Raw genomic sequence first — 21,339 nt, 5'->3', positions numbered from 1 at the left:
GCGTCGACCCAACGCTGAGACACCCTCCGCCGGCCGAACCCGACCTCGGAGCAAGCCATGACCTCCCCGGGCCCCGGCCCCAAGCCACACGCATCCGGCGGCAGCCGACCCGCTCCCGGCCTCCCGGCCACCCAGGGCCACGTCACCTCAGCGCTGACGCCACCCTGCCTTGGCGCTCTCACGCGTCACCGCCAGAGCCGACACCACGCCCGCCCCGCGGTCCCACCGCGCTCGGCCCCGCGCCCCGCGGAACCCCTCAAGAGTCCGCGGACTCCGCGGGTTCCGCGGAATCGGCGGGCTCCGCGGAGTCCGTCTCCGCCGAGGCCGTCTGCCGGCGGTCCAGGGCGTTCAGGGTGCGTTGGGCGATCGGGCGGGTGCGGACCATCTCGCCGAGGGTCGTGGAGCCGCGGGTGATGTCCGCGAACGCCCGCCAGGCCGGGCGCAGGCCGGTCAGGGCGGCGTGGAAGAGGCCGGGGCGCCGCTCGAAGGCGGCCAGCAGCCGCTTGCCGACGGCCATCTCGACGCCGAGTCCGGCCTTGACGGCGAACGCGTAGTTCAGGGCCTGGCGCCGGGTGTCCACCGCGTCGTGCGCCTCGGCGATCCGTACCGCCCACTCCCCCGCCAGCCGGCCCGAGCGGAGCGCGAAGGAGATGCCCTCGCGGGTCCACGGCTCCAGCAGCCCGGCCGCGTCCCCGCACACCAGCACCCGCCCGCGCGAGAGCGGCGAGTCGTCGGCGCGGCAGCGGGTCAGATGCCCGGAGGAGATGCCCGGCTCGAAACCGGCGAGGCCGAGCCGGCCGATGAAGTCCTCCAGATAGCGCTTGGTCGCGGCGCCCTCGCCGCGCGCCGAGATCACACCGACCGTCAGCGTGTCCCCCTTCGGGAACACCCAGCCGTAACTGCCGGGCAGCGGGCCCCAGTCGATCAGCACCCGCCCCTTCCAGTCCTCGGCGACGGTCTCCGGCACGGGGATCTCCGCCTCCAGGCCGAGGTCGACCTGGTCGACCTTGACCCCCACGTGCGCCCCTATCCGGCTGGCGCTGCCGTCGGCGCCGACCACCGCGCGGGCGAGGAGCGTCTCGCCACTCTGGAGTACGACGGCGACCGTGCGCCGGTCCGGGACGGCCGCGCCGTGCTGCTCGACCCGCTGCACGGTGACGCCGGTGCGCAGCTCGGCGCCCGCCTTTAGCGCGTGCTCGACGAGCTGCTGGTCGAACTCGGGCCGGTTGATCAGCCCGAACAGCATCTGCCGGGAACGCCGGGTGCGCGTGAAACGGCCGTCCAGGGAGAACGTCACCGCGTGCACGCGGTCCTTCAGTGGCAGCTCGAACCCAGGCGGGAGCGCGTCGCGCGAGGGGCCGATGATGCCGCCGCCACAGGTCTTGTAGCGCGGCAGCTCCGCCTTCTCCAGCAGGAGCACGCGCCGCCCCGCGACCGCGGCCGCGTAGGCGGCCGAGGCCCCCGCGGGTCCCGCGCCCACCACGACGACGTCCCACACCTGCCGCCCGTCGTCCGCCGAAGAGTTCTCGCTGCTCACGATGGTTTACCGCTCCCGATCACGCCGCTGCCGCTGCTGCCACAGGCATCCTACGGCGGAGATCGTCACGGCCCGCTGTGGGAGGATCGGCAGCACTCACCTGTAGAACGTCGCACCCACGAGGAGCGTGCCCATGTCGTCGCATCCGGTCGCCGGGACCGTCGCCGCGCTGATGCCCCGGGCCAAGGCGGAACTCGCCGAGCTGGTGGCCTTCAAGTCCGTGGCGGACTTCGCGCAGTTCCCGAAGAGCGAGAGCGAGCAAGCCGCCCGCTGGGTCGCGGACGCGCTCGGCGCCGAGGGCTTCACGGACGTGGCGCTGCTGGACACCCCGGACGGCACACAGTCGGTGTACGGCTACCTGCCCGGCCCCGAGGGCGCGAAGACAGTACTGCTGTACGCCCACTACGACGTGCAGCCCCCGCTGGACGAGGCCGGCTGGGCCACCCCGCCCTTCGAGCTGACCGAGCGCGACGGCCGCTGGTACGGCCGCGGCACCGCCGACTGCAAGGGCGGCGTGATCATGCACCTGCTGGCGCTGCGCGCCCTGAAGGCGAACGGCGGCATACCCGTCCACGTCAAGGTCATCGCCGAGGGCTCGGAGGAGCAGGGCACGGGCGGCCTGGAGCGTTACGCCGAACAGCACCCGGAGCTGCTGCGGGCGGACACGATCGTCATCGGCGACGCCGGCAACTTCCGCGTCGGCCTGCCGACGGTGACCACCACCCTGCGCGGCATGACCCTGGTCCGCGTGCAGGTCGACACGCTGGCGGGCAATCTGCACTCCGGCCAGTTCGGCGGCGCCGCCCCGGACGCGCTGGCCGCGCTGATCCGCGTCCTGGACTCGCTGCGCGCCGAGGACGGCTCCACCACGGTCGACGGGCTGTCCGGCGACGCCGCCTGGGAGGGCCTCCAGTACGACGAGGAGCAGTTCCGCAAGGACGCCAAGGTGCTCGACGGCGTGGAGCTGATCGGGTCGGGCACGGTCGCCGACCGCATCTGGGCCCGCCCGGCCGTCACCGTGCTCGGCATCGACTGCCCGCCGGTGGTCGGCGCCACGCCGTCCGTGCAGGCGAGCGCCCGCGCCCTGGTCAGCCTGCGGGTGCCGCCGGGCGTGGACGCCGCCGAGGCGACCAAGCTGCTCCAGGCGCACGTGGAATCACACACCCCGTGGGGCGCCCGGGTCGCGGTCGAGCAGGTCGGCCAAGGCCAGGCCTTCCGCGCCGACGCCGCCAGCCCCGCCTACCAGGCGATGGCCGACGCGATGGCGGTGGCCTACCCGGGTCAGGAGATGAGCTACGCCGGTCAGGGCGGCTCCATCCCGCTGTGCAACACCCTCGCCGCGCTCTACCCGCAGGCGGAGATCCTGCTGATCGGCCTGAGCGAGCCCGAGGCGCAGATCCACGCCGTCAACGAGAGCGTGTCACCCGAGGAACTGGAGCGGCTGTCCGTCGCCGAGGCGCTGTTCCTGCGCAACTACGCGGCCGGCTGACCGGAGGAGCCCACAGCGGAGGGCCCCGAGCGGGGCCCTCACGTCCACCCCGGGGACGTCACCGAGTTCGTCCCCCGGTCTCCCTCCTGCCGAGCTTCCGGGCCGACGGTCCTGCCTCGGCGGGAGGGCGACGGCGACCTGCCACACCGGGGCCCCGGTATGGCGCCGCATCCGTCCGCCCGCCCGCCTGGTGCTGTCACCGGGGACACGACCCGGCCGGCTCACCCGACAGGGCGGCCCGCCTCCAGGTAGAGCGCGGCGCCACGTTCGCGGGCGCGCAGAGCCCAGCGCAGACGCTCGTAGCGCACCGGCGGGAGCAGCCCGGCGGCCTCCTCCTCGGTGACGAAGCGCCATCCGCGCAGCTCGGGCCCCGGAAGCAGCACCTGGCGGGCCGCGGCGGCGTCGAGCCGGCCGCCGTCGAAGAGCAGGCGCAGACCGCCGTAGCCGGGGGGCGCGGGCCGTTCCCAGTCGACGACGAGGAGCCGGGGCGCCTCGTCGAGCCGTATCCCGGTCTCCTCCGCGACCTCGCGCATGCCCGCGCGGGCCGGTGCCTCGCCGGGCTCGACGACACCGCCGGGGAACTCCCAGCCGGCCTTGTAGGTGGGGTCGACCAGCAGCACCCGGTCGTGTTCGTCGAAGAGGAGCACACCGGCGGCGACGGTCTCGGCGGTGGGTTCGGGTGTCTGCACGATGTCGCAGACGGGCGCGGTACCGCTGCCGACCGCTTCGGCGATCCGGACGGCGGTCTCGTACGGGGTGAGGGCGCCGGTGTCGACGAGGTGCGCGTCGGCGGTGAGCCAGGAGCCGAGGGCCGCACGGTAGGGCTCGATGTGGTCGTAGGCCCACTGCCGGACGCGTATCTCGCCGTCCGGGAGGTCCGGCGGCACCGGGCGGTGGGCTATCCGCTCACGCAGGATCGTTTCAGCCGGGGCGAGGAGAATGTGCCGGACCTCGATCCGGCGGGCGGCGAGGCCGCCGAAGATCTCGTCCCGGTACTCCTGGCGCAGCAGGGTCATGGGGACCACGAGGGTGCCGCCCAGTTCGGCGAGCATCGCGGCGGCGGTGTCGATGACCAGGCGGCGCCAGATCGGCAGGTCCTGGAAGTCGCCGGCCTCGGCGAGACGTTTGGGTGGCAGCAGGTGCTGGAGTGCTCCGCCGATGAACTCGGGGTCGAAGAGCGTGCTGTTCGGGATCACGTCGATCAGTTCGCGCGCGGTGGTGGACTTCCCCGCTCCGAACGCACCGTTGATCCAGACGACGGTCACGGTTCCCCCTCTTCTGTTGGCCCCCTGTGGCTTGCCCGCTCCACCCTGCCACGGAAACCAGCGCCAGTTGAGGGCGCACGAAACGACGGTGCCGCCCCTCGCGCATCCAGCACGCGGGAAGGGCGGCACCAGCGGCGGTCGCCTGCTTCTCGTCGGTCGAGTCCGCCAGCTCGTCGCTCGAGTCCGCAGGGCTCGTCAGTCGAGTGCGGGGAGCGAGCCGTCGTCGACCTGGAAGCTGTCCTGGGCGACGGTGTGGTCCAGGGTGCTGAGGGTGTCGCCGACGTTGAGGTTCGTCAGGTCCTCGGTGTCCAGACCGTGCGAGGGGGTGATCGCCGCGACGACGAAGCCGGTGGCGAGGGAGGCGATGGCGAGCATGCTGCGCTTCTTCATGCCCGGCTCAACTGTGCGAACGGGCGGAGGTCACGCCCCAGCTGATTTCACCTCACCTTCACGAGTGCCTTACCGTGTTCCGGTTCCACGCTTACCGTTTTCACACCGTGCCTCACCGGCGCCGTCTGCTTCCTTCGGGGGGAACCATGCGCACCCGCGTCCTCAGTGCCGTCCTGCTGTGCTGCGCCACCGGCGGGCTGCTCGGCTGTCAGCCGAACGACACCGCCAAGCCGGCCGCGCCGAGCTCCACGGCCTCGTCGTTCCCGAGCGCGCCGGCGGTCACGCACACGCCGGACGACAAGCCGTCCACCTCCGAGCGCAAGCAGGTGCCGGCGTTCGCCGGCATGGGGCTCCAGTCCGCCCAGGACACCGCCCAGGCGCAGGGCTTCTACGCGCTCACCTCGCACGACGCGCTGGGCCGCGACCGGATGCAGGTGCTCGACCGCAACTGGAAGGTGTGCAGTCAGAACATCGCCGCCGGCACGACGGTGTCGACGGACACCACCCTCGACTTCGGCGCGGTGAAACTCGAGGAGACCTGCCCGGCCAAGGAGGAGACGGCCCCCTCGGCGGCGGCCGGCAAGATGCCGGACTTCACGGGCAAGTCGGTGAAGGCGGCCCGGGACGCCCTCGACTCGGGCACGTCGATCACCGTCAAGGACGCCTCCTCGCAGGACCGTTGGGTGCTCGTGGAGAGCAACTGGCAGGTGTGCACCCAGTCCCCCGCCCCCGGAAGCGCCCTGAACGGCCGCCCGGTCGCCTTCACCGCGGTGAAGTTCGGCGAGAGCTGCCCCTGACGGCTCGAGCCCGCACCTCACATCACGACCCGCCATCTTCCAACAGAGTCCGACACGTTCTAACGTGAGCGCCCACCGATGACGAGCACATGACGTCATGTCCCCTCTTGCTGGTCGGAGGCACGTCACCATGCGTCACACCCGCACACCGCGTCACAGAATCGTCGGAGCCCTCGCCGCGGGGCTCCTGTGTACGGCCGGACTCACTGTCCCGGCCGTCGCCGTGTCCGGCGCACCCGCCGCGCCGGACACGCCCACACTGGCCGACGGGCTCGCGCTCACCCCGCCGATGGGCTTCAACAACTGGAACTCCACCCACTGCCGGGCCGAGTTCGACGAGGCGATGGTCAAGGGCATCGCCGACCTCTTCGTCGCCAAGGGCCTCAAGGCCGCCGGGTACCAGTACGTCAACCTCGACGACTGCTGGGCGCTCCCGCAGCGGGACGCCGACGGCAAACTGGTGCCCGACCCGGCCCGCTTCCCTGGCGGCATCAAGGCGGTCGCCGACTACGTCCACGCCAAGGGCCTCAAGCTCGGCATCTACACCAGCGCCGGCACCAAGACCTGCAGCGACATCGGCTTCCCCGGCGGCCTGGGGCACGAGTACAGCGACGCCCGGCAGTTCGCCGACTGGGGCGTCGACTACCTCAAGTACGACAACTGCAACAACCAGGGCGTCGACGCCAGGCAGCGCTATACCACCATGCGCGACGCGCTCAAGGCCACCGGGCGGCCCATCGTCTTCAGCATCTGCGAATGGGGCCAGAACAAGCCCTGGGAGTGGGCCGCCGACGTCGGGCACCTGTGGCGCACCACTGGCGACATCTCCGACAGCTGGGGTTCGATGCTGGCGATCGCCAAGCAGAACCTGCCGCTCGCCCCGTACGCCGGTCCCGGCCATTGGAACGACCCCGACATGCTGGAGGTCGGCAACGGCGGCATGACCGACACCGAGTACCGCTCGCACTTCTCCCTGTGGTCGGTCATGGCCGCCCCGCTGCTCATCGGCACCGACCTGCGCAAGGCCTCCGACGCGACGTACGAGATCCTCGCCAACAAGGAGGTCATCGCCGTCGATCAGGACCCGCTCGGCAAACAGGGCACTGTGCTCTCCTCGGCCGGCGGGCGCTGGGTGATCGCCAAGCAGATGCGGGACGGCAGCCGGGCCGTCGCCCTGTTCAACGAGTCGTCCACCGCGCAGCGCATCGCCACCACCGCGCAGGCCGTGGGGCTGCCGGCCGCAGACGGCTACACCCTGCGCGACCTGTGGCGGCACACGACGTACAACACCGCCGGGACCATCGCGGCCACGGTCCCCGCGCACGGCACGGTACTGGTCCGTGTCGCGGCCGACGGCGGCTGGGCCGCGCAGCCACCGGCGGTGGAGAGCGGCCTGGACGGCGGCGCGTACGTCGAGGCGGGCAAGCCGGTCACGGTGACGTCCACCGCCACCGACCTCGGCCGCACCCCGGCCCGTGATATCTCGGTCGCCCTGACCGGCCCCGCCGGCTGGACCGTGCGGGCCGCCTCGCCCACAACGGCGGCCTCGCTGCCGACGGGACGCTCCCTGCGCACCGGCTGGACGGTCACCGCTCCCTCGGGGACGCCGACCGGGGCGTACGGCCTGACCCTGACCACGGGCTACCGCTCGCCGACCGGTGTGCGGGCCGCGAACACACTGACCGTGACGGCGTCCGTGGTGGTGCCGCCGCCTGCCGGGGCGTCCCTGCTCGGCGACCTTCCGTGGCTGTCGGCCGACAGCGGCTGGGGGCCCGTGGAGCGCAACACCAGCAACGGCGAGAGCGCGGCCGGCGACGGGCATCCGATCACCATCGGCGGCGTCGTGTACGGCAAGGGGCTCGGCGTGCACGCGCCCAGCACCGTCGCCTACTACACGGGGCGCTCCTGCGAGACGGTCAGCGCGTCCGTCGGCGTCGACGACGAGAAGGGCGCGAAGGGCACGGTCGCCTTCGAGGTGCGTGCGGACGGCAGGACGGTCGCCTCGACCGGGGTGCTGAGCAACGCCATGCCCGCGCAGTCCCTCACCGCGGACGTCTCCGGCGCCCAGGTGGTGGAGCTGGTGGTCACCGACGGCGGGGACGGCGTCGACTCCGACCACGCCGACTGGGCGGACGCCCGGCTGACCTGCTGACCGCATGCCCCGAGATGCCCGCCCCGAGCCGGCCGGCCGGGGTGGGCGGCCGGCAGCCGGACGTCCTGCCGGTCCGCGGCGGCGGATGCGCTCAGACCCCCGCCGCCGCGGCCCCCGCCACTTCCGTGAGCGCGGCGGCTGCCGCTCCCACCAGGCCCGCGTCGGTGCCCATCTGGGCCGGGGCCACCGTCAGCCGCCGTACGAAGGACAGGGTGGCGTAGTCGGCGAGCGAGCGGCGCAGGGGGGCGAAGAGGACCTCGCCGGCCTTGCCGACGCCCCCGCCGATCACCGCGATGTCGATCTCGACGAGGGTGGCGGTGGCGGCGATACCGGCGGCCAGCGCCTGCGCGGCCCGCTCGAAGGAGGCGACGGCCACCGGGTTCCCGGCGCGCGCGGCCGCGGCCACCGCGGCGGCGGACGTGTCGCCGTCGGGGCCGGGCCGCCAGCCGTCGTCCAGGGCGCGGCGGGCGATGTTCGGGCCGCTGGCGATGCGCTCGACGCAGCCGCGTGAGCCGCACGGACACAGGTCGCCGTCCAGGTCCACGCTGATGTGGCCGATGTGACCGGCGTTGCCGGTGGGGCCGGGATGCAGCCGGCCGTTGAGGACCAGGCCGCCGCCCACCCCGGTGGACACCACCATGCACAGGGCGTTGGCGTGCCCGCGGGCCGCGCCCTGCCAGTGCTCGGCGGCCGTGATCGCCACGCCGTCGCCGATCAGTTCCACGGGAAGGCCGCCGGTCACCGCCCGGGCCCGCTCCACCAGGGGAAAGTCCCGCCAGCCGGGGATGTTCACCGGGCTGACCGTGCCCGCCGAGGCGTCCACCGGGCCGGCGCTGCCGATGCCGAGTGCCCGCGCGCGCCCCCACAGCGGCGACGCCGTCAGCCGGCCGAGCACCTCCTCGACGGCCCGCATCACGGTGTCGGCGTCCTCCCGGGCGGGTGTCGGGTGCTGGGCCCTCGCCAGGATCGTGCCGCGGTCGTCGACCAGCGCGCCGGCGATCTTGGTGCCGCCTATGTCGAGCGCGGCCACGAGGTCGGTGGTCATCAGTGTCGGATCTCCCGTTCGGCGGTGGGAATCGAGCGAAGTCGGAAAACTGCGGAAGACTACCGGCGGTGGGGGCGCGGGCCGGAGGGTGCGGTGGACAGTCTCTCCCGCCCGTGACAACGTTGTCCAGGCTCTATGCTCGACGCCACATCCTCATACAAGCCCACCGACCGCCGCATCCGCCCGGCGGTTGGATGGGGCCGACGGACCCGTCGCCCCCCGTGGACCACAGGACAGGACAGCGCACCGTGCCCGAGACCGCCCGCAGCACCGCCCGCCTCACCGACCGCCTGCCCGGCAGCCGGTACGGCAACCGTCCCACCATGAAGGACGTCGCGGCCCGCGCCGGAGTCGGCCTGAAGACCGTCTCCCGGGTCGTCAACGGCGAGCCCGGCGTGACCCCGGACACCGAGCGGCGTGTGCAGGAGGCCATCGAGGCGCTGGGCTTCCGCCGCAACGACAGCGCGCGCGTGCTGCGCAAGGGCCGTACCGCGAGCATCGGGCTGGTCCTGGAGGACCTCGCCGACCCGTTCTACGGCCCGCTCAGCCGCGCGGTGGAGGAGGTGGCCCGCGCGCACGGCGCGCTGCTGATCAACGGCTCCAGCGCCGAGGACCCGGAGCGCGAGCAGGAGCTGGCCCTGGCGCTGTGCGCGCGGCGGGTGGACGGCCTGGTGGTGATCCCCGCCGGGGACGACCACCGCTATCTGGAGCCGGAGATCCGGGCCGGGGTGGCGACCGTGTTCGTGGACCGCCCGGCGGGCCGGATCGACGCCGACTGCGTGCTGTCGGACAACTACGGCGGCGCCCGCGACGGCGTGGCCCACCTGATCGCGCACGGGCACCGCAGGATCGGCTTCATCGGCGACATGCCCCGCATCCACACCGCCGCCGAACGGCTGCGCGGCTACCGGGCCGCGATGGAGGACGCGGGCATACCCGTGGCGGACTCCTGGATGTCGCTCGGCGCGACCAACCCGGAGCGGGTGCGCCGGGCCGCCGAGGAGATGCTCTCGGGGGCCGAGCCGGTCACCGCGATCTTCACCGGCAACAACCGGGTCTCGGTGACCGTGATCCGCGTCCTCGCCGCCCAGGACCGCCCCGTCGCCCTCGTCGGCTTCGACGACGTGGAACTGGCCGACCTGCTCCAGCCGGGGCTCACGGTGGTCGCCCAGGACGCGGCGGCCCTCGGCCGGACCGCCGCCGAGCGGCTGTTCCGCCAGCTGGACGGCGACCTCGTAGCCCCCGAACGCGTCGAGCTGCCGACCCGGCTGATCACCCGCGGCTCGGGCGAGCTGCTTCCGGCAGACCGGGCGCTCTGACACGGCGGGCCCCCGCGCCGTCGCCCGGCATGCCCCGGAGCCGACCGCCTAGTCTGGATACCGATGGTGGACCTCACCCTGGCGGCGCTCGGCCTGGCCGAGGTGCCGCGCGAGAACCCGCTGCTGTACCCCGGGGCGTGGCCGCGCGATTCGGGGTTGCTCGACGGGGACCGGCTGCTGCCGCTGGACCGGCTGGTGTACGACGACCGCGCCCCGGTCCTGTCCGTCGGCTCCAACGCCTGCCCCGGCCAGCTGCGGCACAAGATGGACGAGTTCGGGATCTCCTCGCCGGTGCCGATGGTGCGGGCCCGGGTGACCGGTGTCGACATCGGGGTCTCCGCGCACGTCAGCCGCGTGGGCTATGTGTCGGCCTCGCCGGTCCGCTCCCCTTCCTGCGTACGGGACCTGTTCGTCGTCTGGTTCGACGCCGAGCAGCTCACCGTCATCGACGCGAGCGAAGGCGTGCCACTGCCGGACGGCAACTTCCGCCGGTCGTGGCTGCCCGCGCCGGACGTACGCGTCGAACTCGCGGACGGCCGGCTGCTGCCGGGCGTGTACTCCTACGTCAACCGCCACGGTGTCCTGCACAACGGCAACCGGGCACCCCGCCGCCACCCCGGGCAGCGCGCCCTGCTGACCGAGCTGCTCGCCTCCCAGCGGTGGCGGGAGCTGTTCGGGGTGACTCCGGAGGAGTTCTGCGCCCGGGCCGGAGCCGACGCGGGACTGTGCGCGCGGGGGACGCGGTTGCTGGCCGAGGCCCAGCTGGTCATCGCCTCCGGCCTGGAGCAGTACGCCGACGGTCATCCGACCGCGGGCTCGTCGCTGTTCCCGCCGCTCGGGTAGCCGCGGACGGCGGGAAGGGGACGGGGTGGGGGGTGTCCGCCCGCAGCGGCCGGCACCGGGCAACGGCGCCCCTCGTCGGAAACGGGCGGCCGGACCGAGGACGGACACCCCCCACCCCGGCCCCGACCCACAACGCACCGAAGGCGCTACGCACGCCACGACGCAACCGCAACGGGCCGCCGCAGGCACCAAAGGGGCGCGGGGAACTGCGCGACCAGCCACAACGAACCCGCAGACAACAACGCACCCGGCGCCGCAGGCACCCCGCAGGCACCCCGCAACCTACTGCGCGGACGCCGTCAGATCCCCCCGCCGCGGCGCCGCGAAGCCCTCCAGGTCGGCCCGCGTCAGCCCGGTCGCCCGCGCGACCTCGGCGACGTCGAGGGCGCCGCAGTCCAGCCCCCGCAGCAGATACCCGCTGAGCGCCTTCGCCGTGGCCGGTTCGTCCATGACGTCACCGTCGACGTGGCCGGCGTAGCGGGCGAGGCGGGCGGCGGCCTGCTCGAAGCCCTCGCGGTAGAAGGCGAAAACGGCGGCGTAGCGGGTGGGGATGTGGCCGGGGTGCATGTCCCAGCCCTGGTAGTAGGCGCGGGAGAGGGCGCGGCGGGTCAGGCCGTAGTGCAGCCGCCAGGCGTCGTGGACCTTCTCGGTCGGGCCGACCGGCAGGACGTTGGTGGAGCCGTCCGAGACGCGTACGCCGGTGCCGGCGGCCGCGACCTGCATGATCGCCTTGGCGTGGTCGGCGGCCGGGTGGTCGCTGGCCTGGTAGGCGGCGGAGACGCCGAGGCAGGCGCTGTAGTCGAAGGTGCCGTAGTGCAGTCCGGTGGCGCGGCCCTCGGCGGCCTGGATCATGCGGGCGACGGTGGCGGTGCCGTCGGTGGCGAGGATGGACTGGCTGGTCTCGATCTGGATCTCGAAGCCGATGCGGCCGGGCTCGAGGCCGCGGGCCTTCTCGAACGCCTCCAGGAGGCGGACCATCGCGGTGACCTGCTCGGGGTAGGTCACCTTCGGCAGGGTGAGCACCAGGCCGTCCGGCAGCCCGCCGTGCTCCAGCAGGCCGGTGAGGAAGATGTCCAGGGTGCGGATGCCCCGGTCGCGGACGGCGGCCTCCATGCACTTCATCCGGATGCCCATGTACGGGGCGGCCGTGCCGTCGGCGTAGGCCTCGGCGATGAGACGGGCGGCGCGGGCGGCGTCCTCGTCCTCGTCCTGGCCGTGGTAGCCGTCCTCGAAGTCGACGCGCAGGTCCTCGATGGGCTCGCGCTCCAGCTTGGCGCGTACGCGCGTGTGGACGGGCTCGGCGAGGTCGTCGGCGAGGCCGAGGACGCGGGCGAAGGAGGCGGCGTCCGGGGCGTGCTCGTCGAGCGCGGCGAGGGCCTTCTCGCCCCAGGAGCGGATGGTGTCGGCGGCGAAGACGTCACCGGGGACGTAGACGGTGTGCACGGGCTGACGGGTGCCGGGGTCGCCCGGGTAGCGGCGCTCCAGTTCGGCGTCGACCGGCGCGAGGGAGGCGCTGATCTCCTCGCTGACGGCGCCCGCGAGGCTCGTCGCCACCTTCTCCTGCTGGCCCTGACCCATCCCGCACCCTCCTGTTTTCCGCTCTATGGAATCAATAATCCGTAGAGTGAAGTTATCCGTGGATCTTCCTCGCGGTCAACACCCTGTCCACAGCATGAGCCGTGGGCCGCGACACGGCGAGGCCCCCGCGACCACGCAGGTCACGGGGGCCTCGGCGAGCCGGGCGGGGATCAGCCCTTGCGGGTCTTGACCTCGTCGGTCAGCTGCGGGACGACGTCGAAGAGGTCGCCGACGATGCCGTAGTCGACCAGCTCGAAGATCGGGGCCTCGGGGTCCTTGTTGATGGCCACGATGGTCTTCGAGGTCTGCATGCCGGCGCGGTGCTGGATCGCGCCGGAGATGCCGCAGGCCACGTACAGCTGCGGGGAGACGGACTTGCCGGTCTGGCCGACCTGGTTGGTGTGCGGGTACCAGCCCGCGTCCACGGCGGCACGCGAGGCGCCGACGGCCGCACCGAGCTGGTCGGCGAGACCCTCGATGAGGGAGAAGTTCTCCGCGCCGTTCACACCGCGGCCACCGGAGACCACGATCGCGGCCTCGGTCAGCTCCGGGCGGCCCGTCGACTCACGGGCGGTGCGGCCGGTGACCTTGGTGCCGGTCGCCTTGTCGGAGAACGTCACGGACAGGGCCTCGACGCTGCCTGCGGCCGGGGCGGCCTCCACGGCGGCCGAGTTCGGCTTGACCGTGATGACCGGGGTGCCTTCGACGACACGGGACTTGGTGGTGAAGGACGCGGCGAACACCGACTGCGTGGCCACCGGGCCCTCGTCGCCGGCCTCCAGGTCGACGGCGTCGGTGATGATGCCGGAGCCGATGCGCAGCGCCAGACGCGCGGCGACCTCCTTGCCCTCCGCGGAGGACGGCACCAGGACGGCGGCCGGGGAGACGGCCTCGACGGCGGCCTGCAGGGCGTCCACCTTCGGCACGACCAGGTACTCGGCGTACTCGGAGGCGTCGTGGGTGAGGACCTTCACCGCGCCGTGCTCGGCGAGCGCGGCGGCGGTGTCGGCGGCGCCGTTGCCCAGCGCGACGGCGACCGGCTCGCCGATACGGCGGGCCAGGGTCAGCAGCTCCAGGGTGGGCTTGCGGACGGCGCCGTCCACGTGGTCGACGTAGACGAGAACTTCAGCCATGGGAATGCATCTCCTGCGGGGATTGCGAAGTCTGAGGGGCGGTCAGGGAGGCGACTCCCTGCTCCAGGGACGAAACGGGTCCCTTAGATGAACTTCTGGCTCGCGAGGTACTCAGCGAGCTGCTTGCCGCCCTCGCCCTCGTCCTTGACGATCGTGCCCGCGGTGCGCGCGGGGCGCTCGTTCGCGGCCTCGACCTTGGTGAACGCGCCCTCCAGGCCGACCTCTTCGGCCTCGATGTCGAGGTCGGACAGGTCCCAGGACTCCACCGGCTTCTTCTTGGCCGCCATGATGCCCTTGAAGGACGGGTAACGGGCCTCGCCCGACTGGTCGGTGACCGACACGACGGCCGGCAGGGAGGCCTCGAGGTTCTCGGAGGCGGCGTCGCCGTCGCGGCGGCCCTTGACCGTGCCGTCCTCGACCGAGACCTCGGACAGCAGGGTGACCTGCGGGACGCCCAGACGCTCGGCGACCAGCGCCGGGACGACGCCCATGGTGCCGTCGGTGGAGGCCATGCCGGAGATCACCAGGTCGTAGCCGGCCTTCTCGATCGCCTTGGCCAGCACCAGGGAGGTGCCGATGGCGTCCGTGCCGTGCAGGTCGTCGTCCTCGACGTGGACGGCCTTGTCGGCGCCCATGGACAGCGCCTTGCGCAGCGCGTCCTTGGCGTCCTCGGGGCCGATGGTGAGGACGGTGACCTCGACGTCGTCGTCGGAGTTCTCGGCGATCTGCAGCGCCTGCTCGACGGCGTACTCGTCCAGCTCGGAGAGCAGACCGTCCACATCGTCCCGGTCGACGGTCAGGTCATCGGCGAAGTGCCGGTCGCCAGTGGCGTCGGGCACGTACTTCACAGTGACAACGATCCTCAAGCTCACGCCGGCTCTCCTACTGCCTCGTCATTTCTCGGCTGCCTACTTGCAGGCAGCATAGGCGCCCCAAGCGGCCGATTCCGGTACGGGGCGGTCCCCGCTCCGACCGAAATATTACTCGTCAGTACATCCAGTTCCTGCCCGCTAAGCAAGCGCTTTGAACTGTGACCTTTGCAACGCAGCGTAACCGGAACCCGACCGCTTCGCAGGGGAGCCGGAAGGTGACTAATCGCGCAGAGCAGTGAAGCGCCCCTGGTGGTAAAGGAGCGGCCGGCCGGCCCCGTCGGGGTCGCCGAGGACCACCTCGGCGAGCACGATGCGGTGGTCGCCCGCGGGCACCCGGGCGACCACCCGGCACACCAGCCAGGCCAGGACGTCATCCAGCACGGGGACGCCCTGCGGACCCTCCCGCCAGACGGTGGGGGCGCCGAAGCGGTCGGCGCCGCTGCGGGCGAAGGTGGCGGCCAGATCCTGCTGGTGCTCGCCGAGGACGTGCACGCCGACGTGGCCGGCCTCCGCGATCGCCGGCCAGCTGGAGGCGCCGGTGCCGATCCCGAAGGACAGCAGCGGGGGGTCGGCGGAGACGGAGGTGAGGGAGGTGGCGGTGAAACCGACCGGCCCCGACGCGCCGCGTGCGGTGATCACGGCGACCCCCGCCGCGTGCCGCCGGAAGACGGAACGGAGGAGGTCGGGAGAGGCGAGCCGGGGAGTGCGCAGGTCGGGCGAGGCCGTCATGGAGTTGTCCTTCAGGGCTGAGGGGCGAGCGGGCGCGGGGCGGCTAGTGGCCCGGACAGCGCTGGCTCGCGGTGCGGACGAGGTCGACGTGCGCCCGTCCATGGAGAAGGAGTTCCGAAGGCATGAGGTCAGGCTGACGATAGGTGGCGAGCACAGTCAAGTACGTCCCGTGGAGTGCGAGGCAGCTCACCGTGACCGCCGGCGGCGCACCCGGGGCCGCCGCGGCCGGCGTCACACCGCCTCACCGAGGGCCGCGATGACGTCGGCCTTGCGGGGCTGGCCGGTGGCCCGGCGCACGACACGGCCGTCGGCGTCGAGGACCAGCACCGTCGGGGTCTTCAGGATGTCGAGGGCGCGCACCAGTTCAAGGCGGGCCTCGGCGTCGATCTCCAGGTGCGTGACCCCCGGGACCAGGCCGGCGACCTCGCCGAGGACGCGCCGGGTGGCCCGGCAGGGGGCGCAGAAGGCGCTGGAGAACTGCACCAGGGTGGCCCGCTCCCCCAGCTCGCCGCCGAGTTCCGCCGCCGTGAGCCGCTTGTCCTGATCGCGCACCCGCACCCGCACTCTCCCGCCCCGCCGTCGCTGCACCAGCCCGTAGGCGCTCGCCAGCGCGAGCACCACGACGCACACCACCAGTCCGGTCATCCTCCGCACCAGCGTTCACCGGACTGCAAAGATTCCCCGTTCCCGGAAGTCCACCGGTTGCGGAATCCTAGGCTCCATGGACATCGACGTGAGGGGGCCGCGGTTCGGGGCGGCCGTGACGGCCGTGGTGCTGGCCGTCGTGCTGATCACCGGCAACCCCTGGCTGCTGGCCTGGCAGACGCTGGCGTTCGCGCTGGGCGCGGCGGGCGGGGTGGCGCGCTCGCCGTACGGCTGGGCGTTCCGGACGGCGGTGCGGCCGCGGCTCGGGCCGCCGAAGGCGTTCGAGGCGCCTGAGCCGCCGCGGTTCGCGCAGGCGGTGGGGCTGGTGTTCGCCGGTGTGGGCCTGGCCGGCTACACGCTGGGACCGCAGTGGCTGGGGATGGCCGCGACCTCGGCGGCTCTGGCGGCGGCCTTCCTGAACGCGGTGTTCGCATACTGCCTGGGGTGCGAGATGTACCTGCTGGTGCGGCGTGCGGCGGTTCGCGCAGAGTAAAGGCAGCATAAAGACGCAGGTGGATCATGGGATGGACGTGACGAGGATCTCGCGGCGGACGGGCACCAGGACTGGCTCCCCGCCCGTTGTTTGGGGCACGATCTGCGACAAGCAGTGAACCTACGGCTGCGTAACTTGGCTTCCGCCGGGAATCTCCTTCTCTGGCAGTCCCTGGCAGCGGATGAAGAAGGAAGGGTCCCTCCCGCCCATGGCAGAACTCGTCTACCGCCCCGTCATCGGTCTCGCCCAAACCCTGTTCAAGGCGTGGGACCTCAAGATCGACTGTCGGGGGTCGGAGAACATTCCGCGTACGGGCGGCGCGGTGCTGGTGAGCAACCACATCAGCTACCTCGACTTCATCTTCAACGGCCTCGCCGCGCTGCCCCAGAAGCGGCTGGTGCGGTTCATGGCTAAGGAGTCGGTGTTCCGGCACCGGATCTCCGGGCCGCTGATGCGCGGGATGAAGCACATCCCGGTGGACCGCGAGCAGGGCGAGACCGCCTACACGCACGCGCTGGACGCGCTGCGCTCCGGCGAGGTGATCGGGGTGTTCCCGGAGGCCACCATCTCGCCGTCGTTCACCCTGAAGAGCTTCAAGTCGGGCGCCGCCCGGCTCGCCCAGGAGGCCGGTGTCCCGCTGATCCCGATGGCGGTGTGGGGCACTCAGCGGCTGTGGACCAAGGGCCACCCGCGCAACTTCAAGCGCAGCCACATCCCCGTCACCATCCGGGTGGGCGAGGCCGTCGAGGCGCCGCGCGACCAGTACGCGGGCGCGATCACCCGCCGGCTGCGCGAGCGCGTCCAGGAGCTGCTGGAGGCCGCCCAGCGCGCCTACCCGGTCCGTCCGAAGGACGCCGGCGACACCTGGTGGATGCCGGCCCACCTGGGCGGTACGGCGCCGACGCCGGAGCAGGTCCGGGCGGCGGAGGCGCACTGACCGCCCGTCCGCGAGCCGTCGCTCACAGAGCGGCCGGATAGATCCGCCACAGCGACGGGACGTCCGGCGCGGCCCGCAGCGCCTCGACGATCGCCGGGTGCGGGGCGGCGTACAGCTCCGGGTAGTCCCTCTCGCCCGCCCCGGGGTCGGGTACGAAGGCCAGTTGCTCCCCGTCCAGGCGGAACCGCGCGTCCACGCCGGGCGGAATGTTGCCGCGCGGGTCCTGGCGGTGCCAGGCGCCGTTGAAGCGGACCGCGACCAGGCCGTGCACCACCTCGAACTTCTGGTAGCACAGCGCCGTCGGGATGTCCTCGGCGCGCAGCAGCGCGGCCAGGGCGTGGGACTTGGCACAGCAGATGCCGGTGCGCCGCCCGATCACGTCGGAGGCCCGCCAGGTCAGGCGCGGGTCCCCGCTGTCCTGCGAGTGCGGGATCTCGTCGCGCACGAACTCATAGGCGGCGCGCGCATAGTCATACGAGTCTGTGGCTCCGTCGGCCAGTCTCGCAGCCGTCTGCCGTACCACCGGGTGGTGGTGATCGATGACCTCGTCGGCCGCCAAGTAGGCGGAAAGGTCGGGCGTGTTCTGGATCAGCTCCATGGCCGCAGAGCATAGGAAAGCGATCACCCGATCGTCAATGATTTTTCGGGTGACCGCATACCTATGCAATGCAGTGGGCTACCGCGCCATCTCTTCCTTCAGTGCGGCAAGGAACGCGTCCACGTCGTCCTCCGTGGTGTCGAAGGAGCACATCCAGCGCACCACGCCGTCGGCCTCGTCCCAGAAGTAGAAGCGGAAGCGCTTCTGCAGCCGCTCGCTCACGTCGTGCGGCAGCCGGGCGAAGACGCCGTTGGCCTGGACGGGGTAGAGGATCTCCACACCGTGCACGGACCGCACACCCTCGGCCAGGCGCTGGGCCATCTCGTTGGCGTGCCGGGCGTTGCGCAGCCACAGGTCCTTGGCGAACAGCGCCTCCAGCTGCACCGACACGAAACGCATCTTGGAGGCCAGCTGCATCGACATCTTCCGCAGGTGCTTCATCTGCCGCACCGCGTCCTGGTTGAGGACGACGACCGCCTCGCCGAACAGCGCGCCGTTCTTCGTCCCGCCCAGGGAGAGGATGTCCACGCCGACCGCGTCGGTGAAGGTGCGCAGGGGCACGTCCAGCGAGGCCGCCGCGTTCGATATGCGGGAGCCGTCCAGGTGCACGCGCATGCCGTGGGCGTGGGCGTGCTCGCAGATCGCGCGGATCTCGCCGGGCGTGTAGAGGGTGCCCAGCTCGGTGGACTGGGTGATCGAGACGACCTGCGGCATCGCGCGGTGCTCGTCCTCGAAGCCCCACGCCTGCCGGTCGATCAGCTCGGGCGTGAGCTTGCCGTCCGGCGTCGGCACGGTGAGCAGCTTCAGGCCGCCCATCCGCTCCGGCGCGCCGCCCTCGTCGACGTGGATGTGCGCGCTCTCCGCACAGATCACCGCACCCCAGCGGTCGGTGACCGCCTGGAGCGCGACGACGTTGGCGCCGGTGCCGTTGAACACCGGGAACGCCTCGGCGGTGGCGCCGAAGTGGCTGCGCACGATCCGCTGGAGGTTGCCGGTGTAGTCGTCCTCGCCGTACGCCACCTGGTGCCCGCCGTTGGCCAGGGCCAGGGCGGCGAGCACCTCGGGGTGGGCGCCTGCGTAGTTGTCACTGGCGAAACCGCGGACCCCGGGGTCGTGATGGCGACGCGCGTCGGTCTTGGGTGGGTTCACGGCTTCTCGGTCAGCCACAGACGGTTTCCGTTCACTTCCGCGGCGGGCTTGTCCCAGACGCCCACGATGGCCTCGGCGAGGTCCTTGACGTCCGTGAAGCCCGCGAACTTCGCATTGGGGCGGTCGGCGCGCATCGCGTCGTGCACCAACGCCTTCACCACCAGGATCGCAGCCGCCGAGGTGGGCCCGTCGGCGCCCTCTGCGATCCCTGCCTTGCGGAAGTAGTCGGCCATGGCCAGCGTCCACGCCTCGGACGCGGCCTTGGCGGCGGCGTACGCGGCGTTGCCGGCGGTGGGCTTGGTGGCGCCGGAGGCGCTGATCAGGACGTACCGGCCGCGGTCGCTGCGCTGCAGCGCCTCGGAGAAGGCCAGGGAGGTGTGCTGGACCGTGCGGATGAGCAGCAGCTCCAGGAAGTCCCAGTCGTCCAGGCTGGTCTTGATGAAGGTCTCGCTGCCGCGCCAGCCGCCGACCAGGTGCACCAGGCCGTCGACGCGGCCGAACTCCGACTCGGTGCGCTTGGCCCAGTCCCGGGTGGCCTCCAGGTTCAGCAGATCGACCGTCTCGCCGGTGACGGTCGCGCCGCCCTGGGCGTAGCGGGCCGCGTCCACGGCCTCGGACAGCCGCTCCGGGTCGTTGTCGGCGCCGACGACCGTCGCACCGGCCTCGGCGAGCCGCAGCAGCGCCGCCCGGCCCGCCGGTCCGCCCGCGCCGGCGACCGCGATCACCGCACCGCTGAGAGCCCCGTTCGCCATCTTCTTCGCCTCCGTAGCAGTGTTCTGGACGCGGTCGCTCACGCGGCGATCCGCTCGGTGCCGTCCGCCGTGATGCCCTTGGTCGAGGCAATCACGTTCTTGAGTTTCTTGGACAGCGCCTCATAGAACATGCTCAGCGGAAACTCGTCCGGAAGCACATCGTCGACGAGCTTGCGCGGCGGCTGGGTCAGGTCCAGGGCGTCGGGGCCCTTGGCCCACGTGGAGCCGGGGTGCGGGGCGAGGTAGGTGGCGACCAGCTCGTAGCCGGCGAACCAGTGCACCAGCTTCGGGCGGTCGATGCCGTCGCGGTACAACTTCTCTATCTCGGCGCACAGCTGGTTGGTGACCTGCGGGGCGCGCTCCCAGTCGATGGAGAGCTTGTTGTCCGTCCACCGCACGACGTCGTGCTTGTGCAGGTAGGCGAAGAGCAGCTGGCCGCCGAGGCCGTCGTAGTTGCGGTTGCGGTCGCCGGTGACCGGGAAGCGGAACATCCGGTCGAAGAGCACGGCGTACTGCACGTCACGGGCCTGCGGGACGCCGTCCGCCTGGAGCTTCACGGCCTCCTTGAAGGCGGTGAGGTCGCAGCGCAGCTCCTCCAGGCCGTACATCCAGAACGGCTGTCGCTGCTTGATCATGAACGGGTCGAAGGGCAGGTCGCCGTGGCTGTGGGTGCGGTCGTGGACCATGTCCCACAGCACGAAGGCGTCCTCGCAGCGCTTCTGGTCGTGGACCATCGCGGCGATGTCCTCGGGCAGCTCGAGACCGAGGAGGTCTACGGCGGCCTCGGTCACCCGGCGGAAGCGGGCGGCCTCGCGGTCGCAGAAGATGCCGCCCCAGGAGAATCGTTCCGGCGCCTGGCGTACGGCGATGGTCTCCGGGAAGAGCACCGCGGAGTTGGTGTCGTAACCGGAGGTGAAGTCCTCGAAGGTGATGCCGCAGAACAGCGGGTTGTCGTAGCGGGTGCGCTCCAGCTCGGCCAGCCAGTCGGGCCACACCATGCGCAGCACGACCGCCTCGAGGTTGCGGTCGGGGTTGCCGTTCTGCGTGTACATCGGGAAGACGACCAGGTGCTGCAGGCCGTCCCGGCGGTCGGCGGCGGGCTGGAAGGCCAGCAGCGCGTCCAGGAAGTCCGGCACCTCGAAGCCGCCCTCGGCCCACCGCTGGAGGTCCTTGACCAGTGCCTCGTGGTAGGCGGCGTCGTGCGGCAGCAGCGGGGACAGCTCGCGCACGGCCTCGATGACCTCGTGGACCGCGCCCTCGGCCTCGGCGCGCTGAGGGGCGCCCTCGGACGCGAGGTCGATGGAGCCGTCCTGGGACTGCCAGCGCCGGATGCGCTCCACGGCATCCTTGAGCCGGGGCCAGGCCGGGTGCTCCACCACCCTGCTCGCCGGAGGAATCTTCTCCTCCGTACCCGCCTGCACAAGAATTTCCGTCATGTCCCATCCTCCACTGGAAGACCTCGCGTTAGAAGACCGTATACATACACGGTTCCTCTCAGCAAGGGGAAGCTCGGGAAATTATCCTGCGCGACCCCCATGTTCACCGAAGTTTTTCCCGTCCCGTCGCGGAGGAGGGGTTTCTCCCCTTGCTGCGGGGTACGGATGGCTCCGTCGGCG

20 protein-coding genes are annotated in these 21,339 nt (G+C 72.1%); 7 read left to right on the top strand and 13 right to left on the bottom strand.

Annotation, left to right across the window (positions count from 1 at the left end; all coding sequences use genetic code 11):
* Window positions 1-256: 256 nt before the first annotated feature.
* Complete coding sequence (locus tag AC0B9F_RS23385) at window positions 257-1,537, bottom strand: geranylgeranyl reductase family protein (protein WP_472005633.1); 1,281 nt, start codon at window positions 1,535-1,537, stop codon at window positions 257-259.
* 133 nt (window positions 1,538-1,670) lie between these two features.
* Between AC0B9F_RS23385 and AC0B9F_RS23380 the strand changes: the two genes are divergently transcribed.
* Window positions 1,671-3,026, top strand: a complete 1,356-nt coding sequence (locus tag AC0B9F_RS23380) for a M20/M25/M40 family metallo-hydrolase (RefSeq protein WP_472005631.1) — start codon at window positions 1,671-1,673, stop codon at window positions 3,024-3,026.
* Between the two features lie 221 nt (window positions 3,027-3,247).
* Here the strand turns inward: AC0B9F_RS23380 and AC0B9F_RS23375 are convergent, their stop codons facing one another.
* Both AC0B9F_RS23375 and AC0B9F_RS23370 read right to left on the bottom strand, forming a co-directional pair.
* Entirely contained in the window at window positions 3,248-4,291 is a 1,044-nt protein-coding gene (locus AC0B9F_RS23375) for an NUDIX hydrolase (protein ID WP_472005629.1), read from the bottom strand.
* 195 nt (window positions 4,292-4,486) lie between these two features.
* A complete protein-coding gene (locus AC0B9F_RS23370; protein WP_472005627.1) occupies window positions 4,487-4,681 on the bottom strand; it encodes a hypothetical protein in 195 nt (64 codons plus the stop codon).
* Window positions 4,682-4,827: 146 nt separating this feature from the next.
* On the opposite strand from AC0B9F_RS23370, the gene AC0B9F_RS23365 reads away from it, so the two are divergent.
* Both AC0B9F_RS23365 and AC0B9F_RS23360 read left to right on the top strand, forming a co-directional pair.
* Window positions 4,828-5,478: a hypothetical protein gene (locus AC0B9F_RS23365; protein ID WP_472005625.1), complete on the top strand. Its 651-nt coding sequence runs from the start codon at window positions 4,828-4,830 to the stop codon at window positions 5,476-5,478.
* Between the two features lie 130 nt (window positions 5,479-5,608).
* Window positions 5,609-7,630 carry an NPCBM/NEW2 domain-containing protein gene (locus AC0B9F_RS23360; RefSeq protein WP_472005624.1) on the top strand — a complete coding sequence of 674 codons (2,022 nt, stop codon included), beginning with the start codon at window positions 5,609-5,611 and terminating at the stop codon, window positions 7,628-7,630.
* Window positions 7,631-7,721: 91 nt separating this feature from the next.
* On the opposite strand, the gene AC0B9F_RS23355 is transcribed toward AC0B9F_RS23360, so the two are convergent.
* On the bottom strand, window positions 7,722-8,675 hold the full coding sequence (locus AC0B9F_RS23355) for an ROK family protein (protein WP_472005622.1): 954 nt from the start codon (window positions 8,673-8,675) through the stop codon (window positions 7,722-7,724).
* A gap of 194 nt (window positions 8,676-8,869) precedes the next feature.
* Here AC0B9F_RS23355 and AC0B9F_RS23350 point away from each other — a divergent pair, with 194 nt between their 5' ends.
* Together AC0B9F_RS23350 and AC0B9F_RS23345 are read left to right on the top strand one after the other, a co-directional pair.
* Window positions 8,870-9,994: a LacI family DNA-binding transcriptional regulator gene (locus AC0B9F_RS23350; RefSeq protein WP_472005620.1), complete on the top strand. Its 1,125-nt coding sequence runs from the start codon at window positions 8,870-8,872 to the stop codon at window positions 9,992-9,994.
* A 63-nt stretch (window positions 9,995-10,057) separates the two neighbouring features.
* Window positions 10,058-10,837, top strand: a complete 780-nt coding sequence (locus tag AC0B9F_RS23345; protein ID WP_472005618.1) for a hypothetical protein — start codon at window positions 10,058-10,060, stop codon at window positions 10,835-10,837.
* 282 nt (window positions 10,838-11,119) lie between these two features.
* Here the strand turns inward: AC0B9F_RS23345 and AC0B9F_RS23340 are convergent, their stop codons facing one another.
* The 5 genes from AC0B9F_RS23340 to AC0B9F_RS23320 all read right to left on the bottom strand — a co-directional run bounded on the left by AC0B9F_RS23340 (window position 11,120) and on the right by AC0B9F_RS23320 (window position 15,794).
* Window positions 11,120-12,415: a DUF6986 family protein gene (locus AC0B9F_RS23340; protein WP_472005616.1), complete on the bottom strand. Its 1,296-nt coding sequence runs from the start codon at window positions 12,413-12,415 to the stop codon at window positions 11,120-11,122.
* Window positions 12,416-12,585: 170 nt separating this feature from the next.
* On the bottom strand, window positions 12,586-13,548 hold the full coding sequence (locus AC0B9F_RS23335; RefSeq protein WP_472005614.1) for an electron transfer flavoprotein subunit alpha/FixB family protein: 963 nt from the start codon (window positions 13,546-13,548) through the stop codon (window positions 12,586-12,588).
* A gap of 83 nt (window positions 13,549-13,631) precedes the next feature.
* Window positions 13,632-14,420 (bottom strand): electron transfer flavoprotein subunit beta/FixA family protein, encoded by a 789-nt coding sequence (locus AC0B9F_RS23330; RefSeq protein ID WP_472005612.1) that lies wholly within the window; start codon window positions 14,418-14,420, stop codon window positions 13,632-13,634.
* A gap of 219 nt (window positions 14,421-14,639) precedes the next feature.
* Window positions 14,640-15,149 (bottom strand): flavin reductase family protein, encoded by a 510-nt coding sequence (locus tag AC0B9F_RS23325; RefSeq protein WP_472005609.1) that lies wholly within the window; start codon window positions 15,147-15,149, stop codon window positions 14,640-14,642.
* A gap of 231 nt (window positions 15,150-15,380) precedes the next feature.
* The gene (locus AC0B9F_RS23320) at window positions 15,381-15,794 is read right to left on the bottom strand and encodes a TlpA family protein disulfide reductase (RefSeq protein WP_472005606.1); all 414 of its coding nucleotides are present in this window, start codon (window positions 15,792-15,794) and stop codon (window positions 15,381-15,383) included.
* Window positions 15,795-15,870: 76 nt separating this feature from the next.
* Here AC0B9F_RS23320 and AC0B9F_RS23315 point away from each other — a divergent pair, with 76 nt between their 5' ends.
* Complete coding sequence (locus tag AC0B9F_RS23315) at window positions 15,871-16,287, top strand: DUF4395 domain-containing protein (protein WP_472005604.1); 417 nt, start codon at window positions 15,871-15,873, stop codon at window positions 16,285-16,287.
* Between the two features lie 208 nt (window positions 16,288-16,495).
* Window positions 16,496-17,224, top strand: a complete 729-nt coding sequence (locus AC0B9F_RS23310) for a lysophospholipid acyltransferase family protein (RefSeq protein ID WP_472005602.1) — start codon at window positions 16,496-16,498, stop codon at window positions 17,222-17,224.
* Window positions 17,225-17,246: 22 nt separating this feature from the next.
* On the opposite strand, the gene AC0B9F_RS23305 is transcribed toward AC0B9F_RS23310, so the two are convergent.
* The 4 genes from AC0B9F_RS23305 to AC0B9F_RS23290 form a co-directional block, all read right to left on the bottom strand.
* The gene (locus AC0B9F_RS23305) at window positions 17,247-17,822 is read right to left on the bottom strand and encodes a transglutaminase-like domain-containing protein (protein ID WP_472005600.1); all 576 of its coding nucleotides are present in this window, start codon (window positions 17,820-17,822) and stop codon (window positions 17,247-17,249) included.
* A 78-nt stretch (window positions 17,823-17,900) separates the two neighbouring features.
* Window positions 17,901-18,971 carry a threonine aldolase family protein gene (locus AC0B9F_RS23300; protein ID WP_472005598.1) on the bottom strand — a complete coding sequence of 357 codons (1,071 nt, stop codon included), beginning with the start codon at window positions 18,969-18,971 and terminating at the stop codon, window positions 17,901-17,903.
* Complete coding sequence (locus tag AC0B9F_RS23295) at window positions 18,968-19,723, bottom strand: SDR family NAD(P)-dependent oxidoreductase (RefSeq protein ID WP_472006107.1); 756 nt, start codon at window positions 19,721-19,723, stop codon at window positions 18,968-18,970. The genes AC0B9F_RS23300 and AC0B9F_RS23295 overlap by 4 nt, the downstream gene beginning before the upstream one ends.
* A gap of 38 nt (window positions 19,724-19,761) precedes the next feature.
* A complete protein-coding gene (locus AC0B9F_RS23290; RefSeq protein ID WP_472005596.1) occupies window positions 19,762-21,159 on the bottom strand; it encodes a DUF6421 family protein in 1,398 nt (465 codons plus the stop codon).
* Window positions 21,160-21,339 lie beyond the last annotated feature (180 nt).

It is taken from the genome of Streptomyces sp. NPDC097129, from assembly GCF_055668065.1.
This window is presented reverse-complemented; position numbering and strand designations above follow the sequence as displayed.

Excerpts from the sequence above, each read along its gene's own strand:
- AC0B9F_RS23345 (WP_472005618.1), top strand. The coding sequence starts at position 10,058 with ATGGTGGACCTCACCCTGGCGGCGCTCGGCCTGGCCGAGGTGCCGCGC.
- AC0B9F_RS23340 (WP_472005616.1), bottom strand. The coding sequence starts at position 12,415 with ATGGGTCAGGGCCAGCAGGAGAAGGTGGCGACGAGCCTCGCGGGCGCC.
- AC0B9F_RS23320 (WP_472005606.1), bottom strand. The coding sequence starts at position 15,794 with ATGACCGGACTGGTGGTGTGCGTCGTGGTGCTCGCGCTGGCGAGCGCC.
- AC0B9F_RS23325 (WP_472005609.1), bottom strand. The coding sequence starts at position 15,149 with ATGACGGCCTCGCCCGACCTGCGCACTCCCCGGCTCGCCTCTCCCGAC.
- AC0B9F_RS23380 (WP_472005631.1), top strand. The coding sequence starts at position 1,671 with ATGTCGTCGCATCCGGTCGCCGGGACCGTCGCCGCGCTGATGCCCCGG.
- AC0B9F_RS23360 (WP_472005624.1), top strand. The coding sequence starts at position 5,609 with ATGCGTCACACCCGCACACCGCGTCACAGAATCGTCGGAGCCCTCGCC.
- AC0B9F_RS23290 (WP_472005596.1), bottom strand. The coding sequence starts at position 21,159 with ATGACGGAAATTCTTGTGCAGGCGGGTACGGAGGAGAAGATTCCTCCG.
- AC0B9F_RS23370 (WP_472005627.1), bottom strand. The coding sequence starts at position 4,681 with ATGAAGAAGCGCAGCATGCTCGCCATCGCCTCCCTCGCCACCGGCTTC.
- AC0B9F_RS23315 (WP_472005604.1), top strand. The coding sequence starts at position 15,871 with ATGGACATCGACGTGAGGGGGCCGCGGTTCGGGGCGGCCGTGACGGCC.
- AC0B9F_RS23305 (WP_472005600.1), bottom strand. The coding sequence starts at position 17,822 with ATGGAGCTGATCCAGAACACGCCCGACCTTTCCGCCTACTTGGCGGCC.
- AC0B9F_RS23365 (WP_472005625.1), top strand. The coding sequence starts at position 4,828 with ATGCGCACCCGCGTCCTCAGTGCCGTCCTGCTGTGCTGCGCCACCGGC.
- AC0B9F_RS23355 (WP_472005622.1), bottom strand. The coding sequence starts at position 8,675 with ATGACCACCGACCTCGTGGCCGCGCTCGACATAGGCGGCACCAAGATC.
- AC0B9F_RS23350 (WP_472005620.1), top strand. The coding sequence starts at position 8,870 with ATGGGGCCGACGGACCCGTCGCCCCCCGTGGACCACAGGACAGGACAG.
- AC0B9F_RS23335 (WP_472005614.1), bottom strand. The coding sequence starts at position 13,548 with ATGGCTGAAGTTCTCGTCTACGTCGACCACGTGGACGGCGCCGTCCGC.
- AC0B9F_RS23310 (WP_472005602.1), top strand. The coding sequence starts at position 16,496 with ATGGCAGAACTCGTCTACCGCCCCGTCATCGGTCTCGCCCAAACCCTG.
- AC0B9F_RS23295 (WP_472006107.1), bottom strand. The coding sequence starts at position 19,723 with ATGGCGAACGGGGCTCTCAGCGGTGCGGTGATCGCGGTCGCCGGCGCG.